This is a genomic window from Ruminococcus sp. J1101004sp1_RTP21198st1_B9_RTP21198_201120, assembly GCF_040924245.1.
In the GTDB taxonomy this organism is placed as follows: domain Bacteria; phylum Bacillota; class Clostridia; order Lachnospirales; family Lachnospiraceae; genus Blautia_A; species Blautia_A faecis.
Genome location: NZ_JBCOMI010000001.1, coordinates 187,480 through 211,110 on the forward strand (window position 1 = coordinate 187,480; position 23,631 = coordinate 211,110).

Here is a 23,631-nt window from a genome sequence, read left to right on the forward strand (position 1 = left end):
TGGATATCAGATGGAGGTACCTATGACTGAAAGAGAAAAAATGCTGGCAGGAGAACTGTACGATTGTGGAGATGCGGAACTGCTGACACAATGGCATAAGGCAAAAGATCTGGTAAGAGATTATAATCAGATGAATTCTGCGGATGCAGATGAAAAAGAACGAATTCTGAATGAACTTCTTGGCGGAAAAGGCAAAAACTTATGGATAACGGCTCCTTTTTACGTTGACTATGGTAATAATATCTACTTCGGAAATAACTGTGAAGTAAATATGAATTGTACCTTTCTTGATGACAATATAATTCGTATCGGTGATAATGCCTTAATTGCACCGAATGTACAGATTTATACGGCATTTCATCCGACAAATGCCATAGATCGCTTCGGGATACCTAAAGAAGACGGATCATTTGAATTTTGTAAAACACAAACAGCACCAGTTATCATTGGAAATAATGTATGGATTGGTGGCGGAGCTATTATTTTACCGGGCGTTACCATCGGGAATAATGTTGTGATTGGAGCCGGCAGTGTTGTAACAAAAAATATTCCCGACAATGTGATTGCTGTAGGCAGTCCTTGCAGAGTGGTCTGTAGGAATCAGTAACAAACATGTTTTATCCAGATAAATATATAAGTGGGAGATATTATGCCTGAAATACAGAAGAAAATTGAATTACTACAGAAAATTGCACATCGATTTAATGAGGCAAATATAGAGTGGGCTTTAGGCGCATCTATGCTGCTGTACTTTAAAGGGATTATTTCAGAATTTCATGATATTGATTTAATGATCTCTGTTCATGATGCTGAACAGGTCCGGACGATTTTATCAGAAATGGGAGAACTTCACGCACCGATTTGATTTCCGGTATTATTGCAGTTATATCGGTATTGGTAGGAACTTATATGACGTCAAGTGGAATCAAAAACTGTAAATAAAAGATTTTAGGGTTAGGAGGGATTAATAGAACTATGAGCAAAAGATTGCTGGTAGAGCAGAAGCATACAAAAGCGGGAATAGAGTTTATCAAAGAAGGTCTGGAAGAGTTTGGCATAGAGAAAAAGCAGACCATAAAGACAATGCTTTTAGTAGAGGAAGTATTGGTGAAATTAAGGGAGCATGCCAAAGACCCTGATGAAAATATCTGCATTATTTTGAATAAAAGGTTTGGCAGGGTATATGTGAATCTGTCACTCCGTGGTGAGAAATTCCAGTTTATTTATGGTCATACCATAGAAGAAGTACTGGACCAGGAAAATGATGATCTTCAGAGCGCACAGGAAAAAGAAGAAAAAATAATCCGGGATGTCCTTCTCAAGGCGAATGAAGAAAGACTGCGCTATAAAAACAAGAACAACATGAACCTGGTAGAAATTACAGTACAGAAAAATCCCCATGCCATGGTATTACATACAATGCTGGCTTTAATAGCTGCAATCGTAATAGGTGTATTGATGAAAGTGTTTGTACCTTCAGGCGTGAACGAAGCACTGAACAATACTATTTTTACATCTATCAGCACAATGTTCCTGAATGCTTTGAAGATGATTGTAGGCCCGGTAGTATTTTTCTCCATAGCATGCTGCATTTCCCAATTTGGAGATCTGAAAGAAGCCGGACGTATTGGTGGAAAAATCATGGGCTTTTACCTGCTTACCACGGTTCTGGCAATTCTTACGGCAACAGGTGTGTTTGAATTATTGAAGCCAGGTAATCCAGAGCTTGCGGCAAAACTGGCTGGAGATGCAGCTGCGGTGTCGGTTTCGGATGTAAGTATTTCAATCAAGGATACAATTGTAGGAATCATTCCGGCAAACTTTGTAAAACCGTTTTTAGATTCCAACATGATGCAGCTCATCTTTTTGGCAGTTCTGATTGGAATTGCATTAGAGAAGATCGGGGAGCATTCCAGGTTATTAAAGGATATATTCGAAGCATGCAATGACCTGTTCCTGAAGATTACAGTGATGCTGGTACGCTTCATACCTGTTGCAACCTTTTGCTCCATTGTATCGGTTGTATTAAAGACAGGACCGGATGTGCTGTTGTCCATGCTGGCCATGCTGGGAACTTTTGCAGTAGGAATCGTGGCGATGATCATTGTATATTGTATATTACTTGGAGTAATCGGCCGTTTGAATCCGATTCCCTTTTTGAAAAAATACAATCCCACAATGCTTCAGGTGTTCGGCATGGCTTCCAGTAATGCGGCGATCATTGTGAACATGGATGCCTGCGAGAATAAACTTGGTATATCAAAGAAAATCTATTCCCTGTCTATTCCCCTGGGGGCAACGGTAAATATGGACGGAACCTGTATATATCTGGTGATATTTGGCATGGCACTGGCAAGAGTTTTCGGTGTTGATATCAACGGTGGAATGATGCTGTCTATGTTTTTCTCCGTGTTTGTTCTTTCTGTAGGTGCGCCAGGAGTTCCAGGAGCGGGGCTTGTATGCCTGTCTGTACTTCTGACACAGTTGAATGTTCCGCTTGCAGGAATCGGACTGGTCATGGGACTGGACTCCCTGCTTGGAATGATGCGTGCAATGAGCAACAGCCTGGGCGATGTGACAGCATCCCTAATTGTTGCAAAATCAGAAAAGAAGCTTGATATGGAAAAATATATGAGTTAGATTGAAAAAACTATAAAAAATAGGTATTAAGCTTTCGTATAGAAGCTACATGCCAATCCATGGTTTATGTCAGGTACATGCACTTGCTTATAATATATTTAATTAGTTTAGATGATTGGCGTTATCTGCAAATATGAGAAAACAACGTATAGAATTTCTCCAATTTTTAAATTTTCGACGACGGTCAGGACGGTGATTTATACTACAAATACCATTGAATCCCTGAATTCTACCTACCGGAAACTGAATCGCCAGAGAAGCGTATTTCCAAGCGATACAGCTCTATTAAAGGCACTGTATCTTGCCACATTTGAAGTTACCAAGAGATGGACCAGTACGATCCGGAACTGGGCACAGGTGTATGGTGAACTGAGTATTATGTACGAAGGGCGCCTTCCAGAGTAACGAATAAACAGGCGAATAAGACGGGCGGAAAACCGTCTGCTCTCACAAAGTTCTTCCTCAGCTTAGCATCCCATTTCCTTCGTATGCCACGCCCCCACGCAGTGAATAGCCCCTCACGTCCCCTTTTCCGACGCGGAGACGTAAAGTGGTGTCATGAGCAGGAGTTAAGGTGTAGCTGACATTCTTTCCCTCCCATTTAAGATCCACGCGGATGTTTCCACGTGCAATGAACCCCGTGGCTTCCCCATTTTTCCAGGAGGGTGGGAGCGCAGGGAGAAGGACAAGCTCTTCTCCCTGGCTTTGAACCAGGATCTCGGCAACGGCAGCACTGTAACCTAAATTTCCATCAATCTGGAACGGTGGGTGGGCACAAAATAAATTGGGATAGATGCCACCTCTTCGTATTCCCATTTCTTCCATTGGATCTACTACATAAAACAGGTTTTTCATAATTTTCTCCACATGAGCGCCATCCTCCATACGGGCCCACATCAGAACCTTCCAAGCCAGACTCCATCCGGTTCCCTCATCCCCTCGAAGTTCAAGACTTTTTCTCACTGCTTTATACAATTCAGGTGTCTGTGGAGTGATGCCGCAGCCAGGATGAAGCTCATAAAGATGAGAAACATGGCGATGATGCACATCCTGCTCTGGGAATTCCTGGTTCCATTCCAGAATCTGTCCCTTGCTTCCAACAGCAGTAGGTACCATGCGCTCCAGCGCTTCCAGTACATCACACATTATCTGATTCTGCAAGCCAAGCACTTCACAGCCTCTCACATAATCCCGAAACAGATTTCTTGCAATGGCCAGGGTATTTTCACTGTATTCTGCCACGGAACAATCCTCATAAAACAGATTTTCCGGTGAGGTAGCGGGACAGATGGCAAGTCCCTGATCTGTTTCCTGAAGCTGAGCAAGACAGAATCGCACATTTTCCTCCAGTATAGGCATAATTTCCTTCAAATACTCTTTATCTTCTGTAAATAAGTACTGGTCGAACAGATTACGGCAGAGCCATGCCTCCCCAAATGGCCAGAACGCCCACACCGCCTTTCCTGTTGCAGGAGAGGTTTTACCCCAGATATCCGTGTTGTGAAAGCAGGCAGTTCCCTCACAGTTAAGCAGTTCTCTGGCAGTTGTCTGTCCGTTTTTTACCAGCGCTTTGCAAAGATTTACCAGCGGTTCCTGCATTTGGGCAAGATTCAGGGGTCCTGTCATCCAGTAATTCATTTCGGTATTAATATTTACGGTGAAATCACTGAACCATGGTGGAATAATATCATTGCTCCAGATTCCCTGCAGATTGGCAGCCTGGGTTCCTGGTCTGGAAGATGAGATGAGCAAATATTTTCCGAAAGCAAACAGGATTGCATAAAGCTCCGGGTCAGATGCGCCCTCATGAAATGCGGCAAGACGCTCCCGCAGATCATACTGAGAAGTTTCAGCAGAAATCTTCGGTACATCATCCCACAGTCTCAATGAAGTTCTCCCATAAAAAGACCTGTATTCCTCTACGTGCTCGTTCAGCAGCTCTTCAAATGGTTTTGAAAGTTTTTCTAAATCGGCAGCCAGCATATGACGAATTTGGGCATCGGAATATTGCTCAGTATATGCTTTGTCAAATCCCCGGAAGCTGGTACGGATTGCCATACGGATTTCCACCCCAGTTACATGCTCCAATAGAATTCCATCAGCAGATCCAGTAGCTCTTCCACCTTCTGCAGTTACGCACCCTTCTCCTATAAAGTGTACACCCTGAAGCTCTGGTTCGTCCGGGAAAAGGAACTCTTTCGGTTTATTTTCCTTGATAACTTTCAGTCCGCTTCTTCCCGGACAGATTCCGGTAAGCGTGAAATGATTTTCCTTATAATCTTTCTCACGGATAAAGGCTCCGTCACAGTGGACCAAAATAGAAAATGGACGGCTGCTATTAATCTGATACACAAGTCCCTGAGCCGGTGCGCTGATAAAGCAGGTACGTGTAAACTTAGCTCCATTTCTCACATAGCACTCAGACGCCACAGCCCGGTCTAAATCCAAATGTCTCTCATAATCTGTCACTGCTGTATCTGAATCTGGCGAAGCACCTGCAACTGTACCTCCATCAGCATCATAATTATCCTCCACAAAATCCAGAAGCAGATTCCCAAAGGGCAGATAAACCTGTACATCCTCAGCTTCTTCCAGCTTCTTTTCCATAACCAGTTTTGCTTCTTCATATTTCCCTGCCCTTGCAAGCTCCCTGGCCTGATTCACTACTTCAGGGGAAAGTCCGGTCTGTCCGCTGTAAGGGGAGCCTGACCATAAGGTGTCCTCATTTAACTGTAACACTTCATGATCCAAAGCTCCGTGAATAACCGCTCCCATTCGTCCATTTCCCAGTGCAAATCCCTCCAGCCAGCATTTTGCCGGATTTTTATAATACAATTCCATATATTTATTCCTTTCATTATGGTATATTGGTGTTATGATCTGTCTACTGATGATACTTCTTTCCATATTCCGATGGCGAAATTCCCATGCATTTCTTAAACAGCCTGCTGAAATAAAGCTGATCATCAATTCCTACCATGGAAGAAATCTCTTTCATGGACATGGTATTTTCCTTGATCAGGGTTGCGGCCTTGCGTATCCGCAGATTATTCAGATAATTGGTAATGCTTGTGCCAACCTCAGATTTAAAAATCCTGCACAGATAACTGGAGCTTAAATTTACGTTTGCAGAAATAGAAGACAGGGTCAGCCTGTACATGTAATTTTCCTCCATATACTCCAGGGTTTTCGCTACATCAGTTTTATAGTGTCCCTCATTAGAGGAAAATTCCCGGAACACACTTCGCGCTTCCTCGTAATTTTCCAGCATCTCCTGATAGGGCATATCTGGTGCAAAGGACTGATACATGGTAAAACGATTGTATAGCTTTTTTACCAGCTGTTCCACCTTAATTTCACTGTCGGACAGCTCTGTCTGGGAAAAAACAACCAGTGCGCTATAATCGTTCAGCACCAGAATATAGGGCTGCAACACTCCCTGAACCGCATCCAGGATCATATCCCGCAGAAGACTCCCGGAGATGGAAAATGCGTCATTAGATAAATACTTCTCAAAGGTTACATAGCAGACGGCACAGGAAGCTTCCATAAATGCAAGTCTGGTTTTAGCATGCTGTCCCATAAAATCTGAAAGCTTTACATCCTTCTGGAAAAATTCCAGCAGCAGCTTTGATATATCCTCTTCCTGATCCTTTTTTTCGGTTTCCCAATTTCTGGGCACTTTGTCCTTTAATTTTTCTACCGTTTTATTCAGACAGGCAAGAAGGGTATCTGGCTGGATCTTAATTTTCAGCAGATAATCTGCCGCACCAAGCAGCAGTGCACTTCGCACAGAATCAAAATCCTCGTAATTGCTAAGTACCAGAATTTCTCCCGGACAATTCTTTTCCTTTAAAGTCCGAATCAGCTCAAGCCCGTCCATCCCAGGCATTTTCAGGTCTGTGATGATCACATCCGGATGATGCTGTTCGATCAAAGGCAGTGCCTCAAGTCCATTTGATGCCGTTCCGCAAATAGAAAAGCCATGCTCCTCCCAGGGCAGGATGGAACGAAGCGCAATTTTTACAATAGGCTCATCATCCACAATCAGTATACTGTACATGTATCGTCCTTTCTGACTAGAGCGTGTTTGAAAAAGGCTTTCTGCAAGATGTGCGTTACAACTTGTGGGAGATTGCGGGAATGATTTTTCAAACAGGCTCTAGTTGTGTATTTTATGAAAGCGTGTCCGCATAAAGCTCCGGCAGGGTCAGGGTACAAGTAGTTCCTTTCCCCGGCTGACTGTTGATTTTCAGCCCGTATTTTCTTCCGAAATTCAGCTGGATCCGGTCATTTACATTGGCGACGCCAATCCTTTTCCGCTCCGGGTGAGGTGCCAGGGCGTCATCTGTCACCTCAAAGCCTTTACCGTCATCAGACAGTTCGATAATTACATCCTCATCTTCCCGCCAGCAGGTAATCTGAATCTCCATCACCGTGCCATTATCTGACGAACCGTGCATCACCGAGTTTTCTGCCAGAGGCTGCAGAATAAGCTTTGGAACCAGACAGGAGAGCAGCTCATCCTCCTCTACATGAAAAGAATATTCAAAGCTTCCTGCATATCGGATCCTAAGAATGGAAAAATAATTTTCCAGATTTTCCAGTTCCTCCTGAATCGTAATATATTCATTCTTATTAGTAAGAGTATTCTGTAAAAGACTGCTTAGCGCCTGGATTCCGTCACTTACAATCTGATCCTTATGCATGGCAGCCACAAACCGAAGACTGTTCAGAGTATTGAAAAGGAAATGAGGATTCAGCTGATACTGAAGCATCTGCAGCTCCAGCTCTCTTTTTTTCTTTTCCTGAGTCTTCTGCTGGTCCATCAGATGTTCGATGGTATCTGCCATATGATCCATGCTGCCGGAAAGCCGGGAGAGTTCATCCTTATGCTTGTCCTGAATACGCACAGATAAATTTCCTTCGGAAACCTCACTGCAGAATTCCAGCATTCTTTTAATAGGAGACATAATTCCCTGATATACCATGGCTACAATTACGATGCATAGTAAAACCAGAAACACTACCACCACAAGAATCTGTTTCAGCATGGCATAAACCTCTGAATTGATATAGTGGTAAGGCATGGTATATACAAACAGCTGATTCAGATTTTTATTAAAAATATAGGTCACCAGCTGTTCCTCTCCATCCTCCTGAATACTAAAGAAATCGGTTTTCTTTGGAAGCCTTTCCTGGATTTTTTTCAGAAGCTCCTCATTAGTTTTCTCCCCCAGGGCGATACTTCGGTTCCAGGAAGAGAGCACCGTTCCATCCAGATTCATATACATAATATTGGAAGAATCTGACAGTCCCACAGGCTCCAGTACCGTCTTGGAAAAGATTTTTTCTTCAATAGAAATCAGAGTGTATCCGATCACCCGGCTTTTGGAATATTGCTCGTAAATCCTTCTTCCGAGAACCAGAATATTTCTGTCACGGTAAGTATGTGCATAAGCCCACACATCCTGTTCCTGCTCCTCAAGCTGCGATAGGATCCGGTCCACATCTTCCTGATAGAACCCGTCATAGCCCAGATCATAAAAAATATTTCCATCTGTATCATAAACAGTAATATTTTTCGCCTGAGCAGGGTAAATGATCTTGCTCCGGATCATCTTCTGGATTTCGATAATTGCCTGATTCTTTTCCATATCAGTCATATCTTTTTTCAGAAGACCTTCCTTGATTTCCTGGCTGATACAGATGGAACCACACAAATACTGATATTTCTCGACTTCACTTACCATATTCAGATTGATCATGGACAGGGTCTGGGAAATAGATGCAGAAAGCTTCTCTTGAAATGCCGCGGAAAATATATGAAAAGAATAGCCGCTGATTCCTGCTAATGGGATAATAGAAATCATCAGAAGGGCAATTACAAGTCTTGTTTTGATGCTGAATTTACGAAATCCCTGAAAATGATGTTTTTTTTCCATGGAGGCTCCTCCTGTTGCTGACCACTGACGGGTATCTGTCAAAATATTATTATTTTCATTCATTATACAGGAAAAAAACAGAATAATCTATGTAAAAAGCAAAAGATGAAAAAATAATACATATATGCTGCAAGAAAATCCATATCAGATATTATTTACAAGAAAATGTTCCATAATGAGAATTGTTTTGTTAATTTACGACAAAAGATTTTTGCACTATAATAGCATCATCAGGCAAACGTAATAAAAGCCAACAAGAAGGAGGAAACAACCTATGAAAAAAAGATTTGCAGCATCTGCAATGATTCTTGCCATGAGTGCAGCTACTGTACTTTCCCCGCTCACAGCATTTGCGGAAGCAGAAGAACAGGAACTGAACATTGCCATTTTCCAGGGTGGATACGGAGATGCTTACTGGAACCAGATGGTAGAGCTTTTCGAAGAGAGCCATGAGGGCGTGAAAGTAAACATGACTATTAGCCCGACTATTGGTGATATTATCCGCCCACAGATCGTAGCCGGAAACGCACCGGATTTTATCTGCCTTAATGATGGCGCTGAGGATGGCGTAATCCTTTCCCTGATCAAAGAGCATGCGCTTCTGAACCTGGACGATGTATTTGACGGAGAGAACTATGCAGGAACCGGAACTCTTCGGGATGATATTACAGACGGTATTCTTTCCAGTACCAAATGTGCTCCTTACGGAGATGGCGAAATCTATCTTGCACCATTTAGCAGCGGTCCGCAGGGTCTGATCTACAACAAGACCTTTTTCGATGAGAACAATCTGGAAGTTCCAAAAACATGGGACGAGTTTTTTGCACTTGGCGATACCTTAAAGGATATTGACGGACGTGCTCTTTTTACCTATCAGGGAATTTATCCGGGATATATGGAAGAAATGCTCTGGCCGGCAATTGCAAATGAATGCGGCGAGGAAGCTCTTACCAAGATTGCCAATTATGAGGAAGGCTCCTTCAACAACGAAGGTGTGTTAAAGGCTCTTACCCATATCAAAGAAATTGCAGAGAAAGGTTATCTGTTAGAGGGTACTGTAGGTATGAACCATACAGAGTCCCAGACAGAGATGATGCTTGGAAAAGCTGCATTTATCACGAACGGAACCTGGATGGAAAATGAGATGCAGGATGCTCCAAGAGAAGAAGGCTTTGAGTTTGCAATGGCCCCGATCCCAACTGAGAACGCAGATGATGTGCATTATGTATTCGACAGCTGTGAGCAGTTCTCCATTCCGGCTGCTGCAAAGAATCCGGAGCTTGCAAAAGAATTCCTTCGTTTCCTGTACAGCGATGAATCCGTATCTGCATTTGCAGAGGCTTCCGGTGCCCTCTATGCTACCAAGAGTGCCCGTGAAGTAGCAAAAGATAAGCTGTCTACTGCAATCTATAATATGTACGGAATCTACGAAGAGGCAAATGCTTCTTCCCTGATCATGAGCTTTGCAGCAGTTCCGGCTGACTGCAAGATCAACCCGAAAGATGAGATCTTCAATCCGATCACTTCTGTTATGAACGATGAAATGACAGTAGAAGAGTGGGCACAGAACGTGGAAGCTGCTTTCGCACAGGTTCGTGCTGATATGGAAGCTGCCAACTAAACTTCATATGCCAGCCGGATAAAAACGGTAAAGCATGGAAAGGCTGCTGCACAGTGTATGCGGCAGCCTTTTGTAACCCTGAACAGATAGATTGCCAATCGGTGATGTCATCCACATTTTTCAATATTTAAATTTAAAGAGGTGAGCAAGCGTGGTAAAAAAGCCCAGATTATTTATAGCCCTGTGTACGCTTCCTGCATTGATCTTAACCATTGTTTTTATGATTGTCCCTATGGTAAATGCCATTTATCTGTCTTTTACCAGTTCCACTGCACTTAGCGTAGGCTTTAACAGCAAATTTGTATTTTTGGATAATTACAGGTATATGTTCCAGGATAAGGATTTTCTTCAGGCACTGTTTAATACTCTTAAGCTGATGCTGGTAATCCCGGCTGTGACCATATTTCTAAGTCTTGTATTTGCATTTATCCTTACTCAGGGACAGCTTAAGGAAAAGTCATTTTACCGGACCGTATTCTTTTTCCCAAGTATTGTTTCCATGACTGTAGTTGGTATTGTGTGGTCCTTTGTGTTTAATCCCACAAGAGGAATTCTGAATCATATGCTGGATTTGTTCCATCTTTCCACCTGGAAACACGCATGGCTTGGAGAGGGAAAAACGGCTCTCTGGTGTATCGGTGCAGCCTTGGTTTGGCAGGCCATTGGTTATTACATGGTCATGCATGTGGCTTCCATTGATGGGATTTCCCAGGAGGTTTATGAAGCTGCTTCCATTGACGGTGCAACAGGAGTGCAGAAGTTCTTTAAGATCACCATTCCGTTGCTTCGCAGATCAATTGGAACGACCTATATACTTTCCCTGTCTGGTACTATCAACTTAAGTTTTACCCTGTCCAATGTTATGACAGGTGGTGGACCAAACGGCGCATCCAGTGTCCTGTTGCAGTATATGTACACCCAGGGTATGAGAAATGCCAACTTTGGATATGCCATGGCAATCGCCATGTTTACCCTTGGCCTTGCAATCGTCCTTGCAATGATTTCTAAAAAAATATCATCTGAAAAAGAATAGGAGGGAGACTGATGAAAACTGTAAGAACCTGGTGTATCAGAATCCTGATGATTCTGTTTACCGTTATCTTTTTGTATCCGCTTTTCTGGAACCTGATGTCTGCGTTTAAGACAAATGCAGAATATCTGACAGATCCTTATGCATTGCCCGCAGCTTTGAATCTGGATAATTTTGTGGCAGCATGGCAGAAAGCAAATATTGCCGCTTATTTTGGAAATTCCATATTTGTGACAGTGCTTTCCACTGTATTGCTTCTGCTTTTGGTCATTCCCATCTCTTATGTACTGGCAAGATACCGTTTTGTGGGCAGCAGGCTGATTTCTACGGTCTACATGGCTTGTATTTTTCTGCAGGCTACTTACATTATGATTCCTTTGTTTCTGGAATTACAGGCTGTGAACGGATTAAATAACCTGCCGGTATTATGTCTTGTTTATGCAGTTATGCAGTTTCCTTTCTGTATTTTTACCTTACAGGGATTTATGTCTGCGGTACCAAGGGATTATGAGGAGTCTGCAAGAATTGACGGTGCTACTAATATCCAGCTGTTATTAAGAGTTATGGTGCCTCTTGCAAAACCCGGAATCGCTACCATTACCATGTTAAGTGCCATGGGCTTCTGGAATGAATATCCACTGGCACTTGTTCTTCTTACGGAAGATGCAAAGAAAACCCTTCCCATCGGTATGGCAAATTTGTTTGAGGTGCAGAAATATGCTACAGACTGGGGTGCCCTGTTTGCCGGACTTGTAATCGTTATGATCCCAACAATTATTATCTATCTCATTGGACAGAGATATCTGCTTCAGGGAATCGGTGCAGGCGGGTTGAAGGGATGAAACTATTTTTTGCAGCTGTCTGCATAGTATCTTCTTTCTGAAAAATATATGAAAATTAAAGGAGAAATCATATGCCAACTGATCAGGAATTAATAAAAATTGTTCCCTCCCGCCGTCAGCTTGCCTATCAGGCAACAGAGTTTTATGCGTTTTTTCATTTTGGAATGAATACATATACCAATCGGGAATGGGGAGATGGAACGGAAAATCCGCAAATTTTTAATCCTACAGAGTTTGACGCAGACCAGTGGGTGACTGTAGCACAAAATGCCGGCATGAAAGGAGTAATCCTTACCTGTAAGCACCATGACGGTTTCTGCCTGTGGCCTACCAGATATACCAGTCACAGCGTTGCAGCAAGCCCATGGAAAAATGGCAGGGGAGATGTGGTTCGGGAAGTGTCCGAAGCATGCCACCGTCATGGACTGAAATTTGGAATTTATCTTTCCCCATGGGACCGCAATCAGCCTTGCTACGGGAGTGGAAAAGAATATGATGATTACTATCTGGCACAGCTGACTGAGCTTCTCACCGGCTATGGGGATATTTTCAGTGTCTGGCTGGATGGTGCATGTGGGGAAGGACCTAATGGGAAAAAACAGGTCTATGACTGGAATCGCTATTACGAATGTGTTCGAAAATATCAGACAGACGCATGTATCTGTGTCTGCGGGCCAGATATCCGGTGGTGTGGAAATGAAGCTGGCGATGTAAGAAAATCCGAGTGGAGTGTTGTTCCTGCGCGTACAGCACTTGCAGAGAGTGTACAGGAAAGAAGCCAGCAGACTGATGATGAGGAATTCAGAATGCGCCGGATTACCAGTGATATGGAAGATCTCGGAAGTAGAAAAGCCCTTGAAGGTGAAACGGATCTGATCTGGTATCCGGCAGAAGTAAATACTTCTATAAGACCTGGATGGTTTTATCATCCAGAAGAAGATGATCAGGTGAAAAGTCTGGAAGAGCTGGTTCATATCTATATTGGGGCTGTTGGAGGAAATGCAACCTTTTTGTTAAACATTCCACCTATGCCAAACGGACTTCTTCATGAAAATGATGTTAAACGTCTGGAAGAATTTGGAAGTTGGAAAAAGAAATCTTTTGCTCATAATTTAATGAGTACAGCACATGTTTTTTCGGAAAATGAAGATCCGGCGCATCCGGTTTCCAATTTGACAGAGGATACTTTGGAAGCATGGTATCAGCCTGAAAGCAGTGAGCTGCCAGTAGAGATAACGATTTGCCTGGACGACTCATACAATTTAGGGTATCTGGTATTAAAAGAGACTGTCTGCTATAGCCAGAGAGTGGAAAAATATGAGGTATTTGTTAAAGAAGGGGAAATATGGAACAGTATTTACACAGGAACGGTAATTGGCTATCAGAAGATCATTCCTGTTAAGGGGAAAAAAGCCAGGGAAATGAAAATTGTTTTACATGATTTCCGTGTACTTCCGCTTCTAACGTTTATTGGGATTTATCCGGAAAATACCTGAGCGGTTAAGTATTGTTTGATATTATTTCATAAATTAAATAAATATTTTTTTATAAAAATACCCTTTAGGAGTAGAAATCATCCTAAAGGGTATTTTCCTCTTAAGCGATATACAGGGGAGGGGGTGGTAGTTTCTACCTTAAGAGGGAAGCTTCCTGGTTGCAGTAAATACATCTATATTTTCCGCTGGAGGACAATTCGAAGACGTGCTCACAGTTTGCTTCCGTACTGGTAATGCAGCGGGGATTTTTGCATTTGATTACATTCTTTAATGTTTTTGGCGGAATGGGATGATATTTTTTTACTACCTTTCCGTCACGGATCACGATCAACGTGACACCCTCATTTAAGTAACCAAGGACTTCAAGACGCTTAGGCTCTGTAATTCCTTCTATTTTAATCAGGTCTTTACAGCCATATTTTTCACTTCTTACCGATTGCAGAAGGGCAACGGACTGCTTCTGGGAGTCCAGTTCCAGGAGCTTGTAAATATCCATTCCTTTTCCAGCGGGGATATGGTCGATCACAATTCCATTTTGGATAGATTCAATCTTTAACATTACAGCACCGTCCTTCCTGTCAGCGGATCCGGAATTTCAAGCAGAGCCATAATCAGGGCCATACGGATGTATTTTCCGTTTTGTACCTGGTCAAAATAAGCGGCTCTTGGATCCTGATCCACATCTGTGGCAATCTCATCTACTCTTGGAAGAGGATGGAGAACTGGCATATCAAGCTGTGCCAGATTCAGCTTTTCGCGGTTTAAAATATAGGTATCCTTTAATCGGACATAATCTTCTTCGTTAAAGAAACGCTCTTTCTGGACTCTTGTCATATAGAGCACGTCCAGCTTGGGAAGTGTTTCCTCCAGGCTGGTGACCTCTTTGTAAAAAGAATGGTTAGGTTTTAAGGTCTCTTCAATTACGTAATCCGGGATTTTAAGCTCTTCCGGGGAGATGAAGTAAAACTCATTTCCTGGATGACGTACAAGGCTGTTTACCAGAGAATGCACCGTCCGTCCAAATTTCAGGTCACCGCAAAAGCCTACTGTCAGATGATCCAGATGACCTTTTCTCTGGCGGATAGTCATGAGGTCGATCAGTGTCTGGGTCGGATGATTATGTCCGCCATCTCCGGCATTGATTACCGGCACTGTGGCATACATGGAGGCGCGAAGGGGAGCGCCTTCCTTGGGATGCCGCATTGCAATGATATCTGCATAGCAGCTTACCACCCGGGCGGTATCGGCTACCGTTTCTCCTTTTGTGGCACTGGACTGCTCAGCACCTGCAAAGCCAAGGGATTTTCCTCCAAGGCTTAGCATGGCAGATTCAAAGGAAAGGCGGGTTCTGGTACTTGGCTCGTAAAAAAGAGTGGCAATCTTTTTTCCATTCGCTACATGGCTGTACACTTCCGGATTTTCTGCAATGCGGTCTGCCAGATCCAGAACTTTTGTAGATTCATCAAGGGTAAAATCAAGTGGATCAATCAAATGTCTCATAACCAGGCTCCTTTTGTTAAAAATTGATCCCGTCTGGCTCCGACGGAAATAAACTGGATTTCATGGTTCAGAAGTTGCTCCAGGATACGGATGTAGGCTTTTGCATTTTCCGGAAGTTCTTCATAAGTCCGGCATCCGGAAATATCGCATTTCCATCCTGGAAGCATTTCTACTACAGGAGTATAACTGTCCAGTTCATCCATAGAATCAAAATCTGTTACCACAACACCGTCACGTTTATAGCCTGTGATCACAGGGATTTCCTTCATGGAACTTAAAACATCCATTTTGGTAAGTGCGATCTTATCTGCATTCTGGCATTTTAATCCATAGCGGCTGGCTACGGCATCAAATGGCCCTACCCTTCTGGGCCGGCCAGTGGCTGCGCCATATTCACCGCCAGCTTTCCGCAGCTCTTCTTCCCAGTCATCGGACATGGCATGTTCTGCCACAAAAGGACCTGCGCCAACACAGGTGGAATACGCTTTTAAAACGCCGACTACATGATCCAGAGATTTTCCAGGGATTCCAGCACCAATGGGACCATAAGCAGAAATAGTAGAGGAACTTGAGGTGTAGGGGAAAATACCATAATCAATGTCCCTCATGGCTCCAAGCTGGGCTTCCAGCACTACCTTTTTGCCCTCTGACAGTGCCTGCTCCAGAAACTCACCCGTGTCTCCAATATAGAATCCAAAAAGTTCAGCCTGTTCCTCACACCAGGTAAGAAGTGCAGGGTAAGACATTGGTTCCTGATGATAGCAGCCTGCAAGCTCCAGGTTCTTTGCTTCCAGCATGGTTTTTAGTCTGGCTTTTACGGAATCCTCTTTCAAATGAAGAAGATCTCCGAGGCGAAGTGTTTTTTTACGGTACTTGTCACTGTATGCGTAGGCGATTCCACGGCGGGTAGAACCGAAAGCATTGCCGGTTTTTGCCAGCCGGTTTTCTTCTAACTCATCCTGTACCTTGTGCCACGGCATGGAAATCGTGGCACGCTTTGAAAGCTTCAGATGATCCGGTGTAACCCGGATTCCTTTTTTCTCTATTTCATGGATTTCGCGGGAAAGATGTTCCAGATCAACCACCATTCCGTCCCCGAGGACGCACACCACACCTGGATGTAAGATACCAGATGGGAGAAGATTTAATACAAATTTGCCCTGGTCGGTGACCACTGTGTGACCTGCATTGTTTCCGCCCTGGTAGCGGACAACCACATCTGCCTGCTCTGCAAGAAGATCGATCACACGTCCTTTTCCTTCATCTCCCCAGTTAATACCGGTTACTGCTGTAAGCATTTGTTCCTCCTTTGAAAACTGTTCGGGCTGCTGTTTTCCTATTACAATAAACCGCTTTTTGCCCTGCAGCAACATTCTTTTTTTATTCGGGTACATAATACGCTTGACGTAGAAATAAGTAAAAACTATAATTGATATAACTGGAATAAATATATGATATGCCAAAAGAAAAGGAAAAATATTATGGACGTTAATTTCGAGTATTATAAGATCTTTTATTATGTGGCAAAATACCACAACTTTACCAAGGCGGCCCAGGCGTTAAACAACAGCCAGCCTAATATTACCCGGGCCATGAATTGTCTGGAACAACAGCTGAATACCACTTTATTTATCCGTACCAACCGCGGCGTACAGCTCACTCCGGAAGGAGAACGGCTTTATACCCATGTGCTAAGTGCAATGGAGCAGTTTCAGGCAGCAGAAGAGGAACTGGCAGACAGCTCCGGATTATCCCACGGAAGTGTAGCCATCGGTGCCAGTGAAACTGCCCTTAATATTTTTCTGTTGGATAAATTAAAAAGTTTTCACATGACTTATCCGGGAATCCGGCTGAAGCTTTACAACCATTCCACACCGGAAGCCATTGAATCCGTTAAAAGCGGAAAGATTGATTTTGCAGTAGTTTCCACTCCGGCAGAGGTGGATCCCCCATTGAAACAGATCATGCTCATGCCTTTTCAGGAGATTCTGGTTGGAGGCACTACTTTTACCGCCCTTGGCAGCCAGGAGCTTTCCCTTCGGGAGGTAAAGAACTATCCGATGATTTCTCTTGGGCGGGAAACTATGACCTATAAATTTTACAACAGTGTATTTTTATCTCATGGCCTGGATCTTTCCCCGGATACGGAAGCTGCCACTGCGGACCAGATTCTGCCTCTGGTAAAATGCGAGCTCGGGCTTGCATTTTTACCCCAGCCAATGGCCGTACCTTCCCTTTTGAAAAAAGAGATCGTACAGATTCCATTAAAAGATGAAATCCCGGAGCGCCAGATCTGCCTGGTGTATGACAGCCAGCATCCTATGGGAGCTGCGGCAAGAGAACTAAAAAATACAATTTTATTGAATTGATTACATAAAAGAGGTGAAAGCGGAATGAATCCATATGTATCAGTAATCTTGACAATAGCAGTATGTCTTTTGCTATTTGTTTTATGGATTATATATGAAAATTATAAAAATAAAAAGCGTATCTTGACTAAAATTCGAAAAAACTGGGGGAAGCCGTATACCAGGCAATATGAGCCTGGCGATATTGAGCAGATTTCCCATTATTTTAGACGAAGAGAAAAAGAAGGCTTTGCAATAGACGATATTACCTGGAATGATCTGGATATGGATCGCCTTTATAAGATGGTAAATCAGACGATTTCTTCTCCTGGGGAAGATGTGCTTTATGATATGATGCGAAGACCGGTATTTTCTCAGGCTGAAATAGACAAAAGAGATGAGTTGATAGATTTTTTTTCCCAACATGAAAAAGAACGGGAGCATATGCAGCTGCTCCTGTCGCAGATTGGAAAAACGAGATTAGGTTCTTTGTCGGATACGGTATTGGCTCTTAAAAGTTCTCCTGAGGTAAAAACAGGAATCCATTGGTTTATGTTGATACTGCTGGTGTTGAATGTTGCAGTGCTTTTACCTGTGAAGCCAGTAGTTGGCTTTTTTTGCTTCATGGTCTTAATGATAACAAATATTACAATTTATTATGCAGGCAATGACCGAAAATTAATCGAAGCTTACCTGGATTGTTATGCACACTTGCTTCGAATGTTATCTGTTGCAGAAAAAATAAAGAATGTGCAATGGTCAGAAACAAGAATGCAGATGTCTGCTATTGCAGAAGCCAGAGCGGTGTTTAAGGGTCTTAACCGGAAAGCAATTTTTTTGACCAGTAAAAATACAGATGGAGGAGATCCGGCACAGATTCTTATGGACTATATCAGAATGCTGACTCATATAGACATTCTGGTTTATAACGGTCTTTTGAAAAAAATTCAGGACAAAACGGACTCTATTTTGAAGCTTATTGATAATATTGGAGAACTGGACGCGTGTATTTCCATTGCGTCTTTTCGGGAACTTCTTACGCTTTGGTGCAAACCTGAGTTTAAAAGCTGGGAAAGTGGTGTCACGCAGATTGAAATGGCTGTAGAAGATCTGTATCACCCACTGCTTCAGGAGGCAGTTGCCAATAGCTTTCAAGTAGCCGGAGGAACTTTGGTAACCGGTTCTAACGCATCCGGAAAATCTACATTCCTAAAAAATGTTGCAATGAACAGTATTCTTGCCCAGACGCTTGTTACCTGTACTTGTTCATCCTACCAGGCACCGTTTTTGAAAGTTATGACATCTATGGCATTGCGGGATGATATAGAGAGTGGAGAGAGCTATTTTATTGTAGAAATCAAGTCGCTGAAACGAATATTGGAAGAAAGTAAGAAAAGGGAGCCACTTTTATGTATTATTGATGAAGTGCTTCGAGGTACAAATACGGTTGAGAGGATTGCTGCTTCATCCAGAATTTTAAATGCACTTCGGCAAAAATGGGTGCTGCCTTTTGCAGCTACTCATGACATAGAACTGTCGTACATTTTGGATTCCCAGTATGAAAACTATCATTTTGAGGAAGACGTACAGGAAAAAGAGGTGGTATTTTCCTATGTCCTGAAAAATGGAAGAGCCACATCCCGAAATGCGATTCAGCTTTTGGATATGTTAGGTTATGACAAGGAAATTGTAGAGGATGCACGAAATGCGGCATTTAATTTTGAAAATAAAGGAATCTGGGATGCCTTATAAATTCAGCAGATCATGTCTGGAAACAGTAATGTCAATGCTGCGTGGACTTCGGAAGAAGGAGAACAGTTCGAGTATATGTATCGGCTGTTCTTTTTTTATTTTTAAGTGTTAAAGCGGTGAGGTTTTTCTTGTGTAAAGTGGAGCGATGGAGTATAATAAAATAGGTTTTTTGCAGAATTTTAAAAGCTATAATAAGAAAATCGTCAAAACAGACGAAAGTCTGTGACGCAAAGCTACAGGGCCTGTAAAATGGCAGCCAGTTGCATGAACTGATGTGCACTGTCTGTGAGACAGTGTTTTTTTACGGTGTTACTTCATAGATGTAACAATAATAATTTTATTTGAGAGAGAAAAATATGAAAATCAAAAAAGTACAAAGTGTATGTCTTATTTTGGCATGTGTGGCAGCAACAGGACTTATAGGGTGTGGGAAAACAGATGAAACATCAAAGAAACACGAAGCAATTACTTTTATGGCTCCTTATCTGGAGGTGGACAGCTTTATAGAAGAGGTGCATAAAACATATCCAGAGGTTAATCTCGAAGTAATCACGTATAGCGGGTCAAATACAACAACCTATCTACAGAATATGTTAGAGGCAGATGATCTTCCGGATATCTGCACACAGACTTTTTATAAGCCAGATGTGGTGGATGTCAGTGATAAGATGATTGATCTCTCCGGATACGATTTTACAGATAATTATGTGGAATCACGTCTGAAAGAGGTATCCGATGAGGGTGCACTTTATATGCTTCCATCTTTGTACAACTGTTATGGAATCACTTATAATAAAACACTGCTTGAGCAACATGGCTGGAAGCTGCCAACATCTTTTACAGAGCTTGAAGAACTTGCAGGCAAAGCAAAAGAAGCAGGAGTTACGTTATGTATGGCACAGATTCAGTATCCGGGTTCTGCCTTCCAGTATATATGTAATATTGCGGATGCGGGATTCCTTGGTACCTTGTCTGGAAAGCAGTGGCAGAAAGATTACCTGTCAGGAAAGGCAAATGTCAGTGACACGGAAGGCATGATGGACAGCATGGAATATATCCAAAAATGGAAAGACATCGGTATGTTTGACAGCAGCAACAGTGATCCGATAGATGATAGTAAAACAAGAGAAGCTTTTATAAAGGGAAACGCACTGTTTCTATTGGGACCACAGAATGGCATTATGGACTCAGAAGATACAACGGACAAATTTGGTCTGATGCCATACCTGTCTGAAGATGGAAGCCAGAATGTATTTATTTTAAATGTAAACCGTTTTTACGGATTGAATAAAAAGTTGGAAAATAATCCGGAGAAACTTGAAGATGCATTAAAAGTCATGAAGGTGCTGTCTACGGTAGAAGGAACCAGTGCCCTGTATCCGGAGAGCACATTAAAAGCAGGACTACTTCCTTTTAAAGATGCAAAGGCGGATGATACCTACTATGCAGATATTTCGGATTTTATCAATGCAGGGAATACGACACCGTTTATTTATTCTGGATGGGAAAATACGATTGTAACTACCGGAACCAAAATGCTGGAATTCATGCAGGATAAGGCATCAATAAAGGATGTAGCAGATCAGCTGGATGAGGATCAGGACAGCGTGGTAAATAATCAGCCGGAAGTGTTCACAACAGCTACAGAGGAAATCTCACAGGAAAGCTGTGCAAAGCTGGTGGGCAGATGCTTTGCCGAGGCGACCGGAAGTGACATTGCTCTTATATCCCTTGGAACATGGATCAGTGGAAATGGCACTAACCAGAACAATGGTGGCGTGAGCGGAAAACTGTATGCAAAGAATATTACAGACTATGACATCTGTACCATTCTTCCGACAGGCTGGTCACAGACAATCCAGACGGTCAGATTAACAGGAAAACAGATTCAGGATTTATATAAAGAAGGATATGATGCAGCCGGTACAGGAAACAATTATCCTTATGTGCTGGTAAGTCCGATGGAGCTGGAAGATGAGAAGACTTATCAGGTTGCAATTTCCGGAATCAGTGAAAAACTGGCATCAGAAACAGAAGTGACAGACAGTGGTATTGTAGGTATGGATGCGGCAAAAGAATTTTTTGGGCAATTTAAGACTTTAAGTGAAGCAGACGCTGAATGGAAATAAGCGGAGGGAAAGGATGCAGAAGACAAAGAGTTATCGGAACTTAATATTGTGTTGCTGTATAGCTGGTATAGCGATGCTTCTTGCATTTTTTTTCCTGTATCAGACTTATATCCGGGATATCATCTATGAGGAACGGTTAAACCAGATGGAAGAGATTACCCATCAGATGTTTCAGAATCTGGAGGATGTGATTGATTCCCACTGGGACCGGGTAACGGAAGAATGCAATTATCTGAGAGATGCAAACATACAGACTACAGATGAACTCTGCAGACATATGAAAAAGAAATATGAATTATCAGCATATGCAGATCATAAGATCATGTTGGTGGCAGTGGATTCACAGGGCAGATATTATACAGAAGACGGATACATAGGACTTTTTCGTGATCTGGATTATTTTGAAGACAAACCCGAACAGATCAGTTTTGTTTTTGATTCTATGACAGATAACCAGTCAGAGATGGTGTTTTTGCAACGTTTGCCAGAAGCAATAGAACTTCAAAATGGAGAAGAGAAAACTACAATCTCTTATTTTGGAATTTCCCAGGATATGGAACAGCTGAATCCTTATTTTAGCTGTGATGCATATAACGGAAACAACAGTGTGTATGTACTGGATGATAATGGATTTAAACTGTTTAACAGCAATCAGGTGGAATTAATTAAAGGGCATAATGTATTTTCGGTTTTACAGAATATGAAATACCTTCACAATTCTTCTTTTGATAAAACAAAAGTGGAACTGGAAGAAAAAGGCTGTAGTTATTCTAATGCAATACTGGATGGTACTGAATATTTTTATGCATTAAAAAGACTGGAAAATGCGGAATGGACACTTATCTTTCTGGTTCCGGCAGAGTATGTTGCTACAAATACATTAAAACTTGTGAATTTTGTTATGGTATTTATCGTTATCTTTACGGTTATCGTAGCTGTCTGCGTTATGCTGGGAATTTCTTTTGTTATGCGTAGAAACCAGCAGGAAGCGATCCGTGCGGAGCGGGAAAATAATGCGAAGCTGGAAACAGTAAATACAGAATTACGGCAGGCAAAACAGGCGGCAGAGGAAGCTTTTCAGGTGGCACAGGAAGCGAACAGATCCAAAAGCAGTTTTCTTGCCAACATGTCTCACGATATTCGTACTCCTATGAATGCGATCATTGGTATTACGTCATTGATCAGATATGATGCCGGAGATAAAGGAAAGGTAATAGAGTATGCGGATAAAATTGACACTTCATCACAGCATCTGTTGGGGATCATTAATGATGTTCTGGACATGAGTAAGATTGAAGCTGGCAAAACGGTTTTCAAATATTCTGACTTTTCTATTGTGGATTTTATACAGGAACTTGACACGATATTTCATTCTCAAATATATGAAAAGAAGCAGACCTTTACAATTGCAAAAGAAAATATCCGGCATGAGTGGGTGAATGGGGATCGCGTCCATTTAATGCAGATTTTCAGCAACCTGCTGTCTAATGCAATAAAATATACACAGGAAGGCGGAAAAATTCAGTTTCTGGCAGAGGAATGTGAATCAAATTCATCTGTTTATGCAAAGTACCGCTTTTGGGTCAGCGATAATGGCATGGGAATGTCAGCAGATTTCAAAAATACAATTTTTGATGCGTTTACCCGTGCAGAAAATTCCATGACGAATAAGATACAGGGAACCGGACTTGGAATGGCGATTACCAGGAACCTGGTTGAGGCGATGGGAGGAACCATCGATGTGGAGAGTGAACTGGGGCTGGGAAGCTGTTTTGAGGTTCTCATAGATTTGAAAATTGCAGAGGACAGAACAACTGCTCTGGCGGCACAAGAAGAAACAGATGAGCAGGATGGAAATATCCTGCAGGGAATGAGATTCCTGTGTGCAGAAGACAATGAGCTGAACGCAGAGATCCTGACGGAACTGTTAAAGATTGAAGGTGCGGAATGTACCATCTGTGAAAATGGTGAAGAGATTTTGAAAGCATTTGAACAGTCTGCTCCAGGGGATTATGACATGATCCTGATGGATGTGCAGATGCCTGTTATGAATGGCTATGAGGCAACAAAGGCAATCCGCAGAAGCTCCCATGAACTGGCAAAGACGATTCCGATCATTGCCATGACCGCCAATGCATTTTCAGAGGATATCCAGCATTCACTGGCAGCTGGTATGAATGCACATGTTTCAAAACCGGTTGAGATGAAAATACTGGAAAAGACGATCAGAAGCATAAAATCCGGCGGGGGGGCACCGAACCGCAGGTCATTGAACAGTAACAAATGGCAGGGAATCAGATATAAAAAATACGAGAAGGATAATTAGGA

18 protein-coding genes, 1 pseudogene and 1 riboswitch are annotated in these 23,631 nt (G+C 42.5%); of the genes and pseudogenes, 12 read left to right on the forward strand and 7 right to left on the reverse strand.

Features of this window, described 5'->3' with window-relative positions; translation table 11 throughout:
* The first annotated feature begins 22 nt into the window (after window positions 1-22).
* From AB5618_RS00830 to AB5618_RS00845, 4 genes are all read left to right on the forward strand, one after another.
* Window positions 23-607 (forward strand): sugar O-acetyltransferase, encoded by a 585-nt coding sequence (locus AB5618_RS00830; protein ID WP_148462038.1) that lies wholly within the window; start codon window positions 23-25, stop codon window positions 605-607.
* A gap of 42 nt (window positions 608-649) precedes the next feature.
* Window positions 650-865: a hypothetical protein gene (locus AB5618_RS00835; RefSeq protein ID WP_118578092.1), complete on the forward strand. Its 216-nt coding sequence runs from the start codon at window positions 650-652 to the stop codon at window positions 863-865.
* A gap of 110 nt (window positions 866-975) precedes the next feature.
* Complete coding sequence (locus tag AB5618_RS00840) at window positions 976-2,640, forward strand: dicarboxylate/amino acid:cation symporter (protein WP_173735593.1); 1,665 nt, start codon at window positions 976-978, stop codon at window positions 2,638-2,640.
* A gap of 123 nt (window positions 2,641-2,763) precedes the next feature.
* Window positions 2,764-3,045, forward strand: coding sequence for a transposase (locus AB5618_RS00845; protein WP_272092444.1), 282 nt, complete (start codon window positions 2,764-2,766; stop codon window positions 3,043-3,045).
* A 57-nt stretch (window positions 3,046-3,102) separates the two neighbouring features.
* On the opposite strand, the gene AB5618_RS00850 is transcribed toward AB5618_RS00845, so the two are convergent.
* The 4 genes and pseudogenes from AB5618_RS00850 to AB5618_RS00865 all read right to left on the reverse strand — a co-directional run bounded on the left by AB5618_RS00850 (window position 3,103) and on the right by AB5618_RS00865 (window position 8,585).
* Window positions 3,103-5,481: a glycoside hydrolase N-terminal domain-containing protein gene (locus AB5618_RS00850; protein WP_368366422.1), complete on the reverse strand. Its 2,379-nt coding sequence runs from the start codon at window positions 5,479-5,481 to the stop codon at window positions 3,103-3,105.
* A 43-nt stretch (window positions 5,482-5,524) separates the two neighbouring features.
* Window positions 5,525-6,703, reverse strand: coding sequence for a response regulator (locus tag AB5618_RS00855; RefSeq protein ID WP_173735595.1), 1,179 nt, complete (start codon window positions 6,701-6,703; stop codon window positions 5,525-5,527).
* 15 nt (window positions 6,704-6,718) lie between these two features.
* Window positions 6,719-6,799: pseudogene (locus AB5618_RS00860) on the reverse strand (DUF6783 domain-containing protein); the annotation flags it as partial.
* A gap of 16 nt (window positions 6,800-6,815) precedes the next feature.
* On the reverse strand, window positions 6,816-8,585 hold the full coding sequence (locus AB5618_RS00865) for a sensor histidine kinase (protein ID WP_368366423.1): 1,770 nt from the start codon (window positions 8,583-8,585) through the stop codon (window positions 6,816-6,818).
* A 274-nt stretch (window positions 8,586-8,859) separates the two neighbouring features.
* Here AB5618_RS00865 and AB5618_RS00870 point away from each other — a divergent pair, with 274 nt between their 5' ends.
* From AB5618_RS00870 to AB5618_RS00885, 4 genes are all read left to right on the forward strand, one after another.
* Complete coding sequence (locus tag AB5618_RS00870) at window positions 8,860-10,206, forward strand: carbohydrate ABC transporter substrate-binding protein (RefSeq protein ID WP_368366424.1); 1,347 nt, start codon at window positions 8,860-8,862, stop codon at window positions 10,204-10,206.
* A 151-nt stretch (window positions 10,207-10,357) separates the two neighbouring features.
* Window positions 10,358-11,239: a carbohydrate ABC transporter permease gene (locus AB5618_RS00875; protein WP_148462043.1), complete on the forward strand. Its 882-nt coding sequence runs from the start codon at window positions 10,358-10,360 to the stop codon at window positions 11,237-11,239.
* Between the two features lie 11 nt (window positions 11,240-11,250).
* Window positions 11,251-12,078, forward strand: a complete 828-nt coding sequence (locus AB5618_RS00880; RefSeq protein WP_118578099.1) for a carbohydrate ABC transporter permease — start codon at window positions 11,251-11,253, stop codon at window positions 12,076-12,078.
* Window positions 12,079-12,149: 71 nt separating this feature from the next.
* Window positions 12,150-13,574 carry an alpha-L-fucosidase gene (locus AB5618_RS00885; protein WP_368366425.1) on the forward strand — a complete coding sequence of 475 codons (1,425 nt, stop codon included), beginning with the start codon at window positions 12,150-12,152 and terminating at the stop codon, window positions 13,572-13,574.
* A gap of 133 nt (window positions 13,575-13,707) precedes the next feature.
* On the opposite strand, the gene AB5618_RS00890 is transcribed toward AB5618_RS00885, so the two are convergent.
* Genes AB5618_RS00890 through AB5618_RS00900 form a run of 3 tightly spaced genes read right to left on the reverse strand, consistent with a single transcriptional unit; the run spans window position 13,708 to window position 16,372 of the window.
* Window positions 13,708-14,133, reverse strand: coding sequence for an aspartate carbamoyltransferase regulatory subunit (locus tag AB5618_RS00890; protein WP_148462045.1), 426 nt, complete (start codon window positions 14,131-14,133; stop codon window positions 13,708-13,710).
* The gene (pyrB, locus tag AB5618_RS00895; RefSeq protein WP_148462046.1) at window positions 14,133-15,074 is read right to left on the reverse strand and encodes an aspartate carbamoyltransferase; all 942 of its coding nucleotides are present in this window, start codon (window positions 15,072-15,074) and stop codon (window positions 14,133-14,135) included. The genes AB5618_RS00890 and pyrB overlap by 1 nt, the downstream gene beginning before the upstream one ends.
* Entirely contained in the window at window positions 15,071-16,372 is a 1,302-nt protein-coding gene (locus AB5618_RS00900) for an adenylosuccinate synthase (RefSeq protein ID WP_148462047.1), read from the reverse strand. The genes pyrB and AB5618_RS00900 overlap by 4 nt, the downstream gene beginning before the upstream one ends.
* A 183-nt stretch (window positions 16,373-16,555) precedes the next feature.
* Between AB5618_RS00900 and AB5618_RS00905 the strand changes: the two genes are divergently transcribed.
* The 4 genes from AB5618_RS00905 (at window position 16,556) to AB5618_RS00920 (ending at window position 23,629) form a co-directional block, all read left to right on the forward strand.
* Window positions 16,556-17,443: a LysR family transcriptional regulator gene (locus AB5618_RS00905; RefSeq protein ID WP_148462048.1), complete on the forward strand. Its 888-nt coding sequence runs from the start codon at window positions 16,556-16,558 to the stop codon at window positions 17,441-17,443.
* A 123-nt stretch (window positions 17,444-17,566) separates the two neighbouring features.
* Window positions 17,567-19,174, forward strand: a complete 1,608-nt coding sequence (locus AB5618_RS00910) for a DNA mismatch repair protein MutS (protein WP_178090610.1) — start codon at window positions 17,567-17,569, stop codon at window positions 19,172-19,174.
* A 192-nt stretch (window positions 19,175-19,366) separates the two neighbouring features.
* A riboswitch (cyclic di-GMP riboswitch) is annotated at window positions 19,367-19,442 on the forward strand.
* An 88-nt stretch (window positions 19,443-19,530) separates the two neighbouring features.
* A complete protein-coding gene (locus AB5618_RS00915; RefSeq protein ID WP_148462050.1) occupies window positions 19,531-21,303 on the forward strand; it encodes an extracellular solute-binding protein in 1,773 nt (590 codons plus the stop codon).
* Window positions 21,304-21,316: 13 nt separating this feature from the next.
* A complete protein-coding gene (locus tag AB5618_RS00920; protein WP_237963535.1) occupies window positions 21,317-23,629 on the forward strand; it encodes an ATP-binding protein in 2,313 nt (770 codons plus the stop codon).
* Window positions 23,630-23,631 lie beyond the last annotated feature (2 nt).

Excerpts from the sequence above, each read along its gene's own strand:
- AB5618_RS00830 (WP_148462038.1), top strand. The coding sequence starts at position 23 with ATGACTGAAAGAGAAAAAATGCTGGCAGGAGAACTGTACGATTGTGGA.
- AB5618_RS00835 (WP_118578092.1), top strand. The coding sequence starts at position 650 with ATGCCTGAAATACAGAAGAAAATTGAATTACTACAGAAAATTGCACAT.
- AB5618_RS00840 (WP_173735593.1), top strand. The coding sequence starts at position 976 with ATGAGCAAAAGATTGCTGGTAGAGCAGAAGCATACAAAAGCGGGAATA.
- AB5618_RS00850 (WP_368366422.1), bottom strand. The coding sequence starts at position 5,481 with ATGGAATTGTATTATAAAAATCCGGCAAAATGCTGGCTGGAGGGATTT.
- AB5618_RS00855 (WP_173735595.1), bottom strand. The coding sequence starts at position 6,703 with ATGTACAGTATACTGATTGTGGATGATGAGCCTATTGTAAAAATTGCG.
- AB5618_RS00865 (WP_368366423.1), bottom strand. The coding sequence starts at position 8,585 with ATGGAAAAAAAACATCATTTTCAGGGATTTCGTAAATTCAGCATCAAA.
- AB5618_RS00870 (WP_368366424.1), top strand. The coding sequence starts at position 8,860 with ATGAAAAAAAGATTTGCAGCATCTGCAATGATTCTTGCCATGAGTGCA.
- AB5618_RS00880 (WP_118578099.1), top strand. The coding sequence starts at position 11,251 with ATGAAAACTGTAAGAACCTGGTGTATCAGAATCCTGATGATTCTGTTT.
- AB5618_RS00885 (WP_368366425.1), top strand. The coding sequence starts at position 12,150 with ATGCCAACTGATCAGGAATTAATAAAAATTGTTCCCTCCCGCCGTCAG.
- AB5618_RS00890 (WP_148462045.1), bottom strand. The coding sequence starts at position 14,133 with ATGTTAAAGATTGAATCTATCCAAAATGGAATTGTGATCGACCATATC.
- pyrB (WP_148462046.1), bottom strand. The coding sequence starts at position 15,074 with ATGAGACATTTGATTGATCCACTTGATTTTACCCTTGATGAATCTACA.
- AB5618_RS00900 (WP_148462047.1), bottom strand. The coding sequence starts at position 16,372 with ATGCTTACAGCAGTAACCGGTATTAACTGGGGAGATGAAGGAAAAGGA.
- AB5618_RS00905 (WP_148462048.1), top strand. The coding sequence starts at position 16,556 with ATGGACGTTAATTTCGAGTATTATAAGATCTTTTATTATGTGGCAAAA.
- AB5618_RS00915 (WP_148462050.1), top strand. The coding sequence starts at position 19,531 with ATGAAAATCAAAAAAGTACAAAGTGTATGTCTTATTTTGGCATGTGTG.
- AB5618_RS00920 (WP_237963535.1), top strand. The coding sequence starts at position 21,317 with ATGCAGAAGACAAAGAGTTATCGGAACTTAATATTGTGTTGCTGTATA.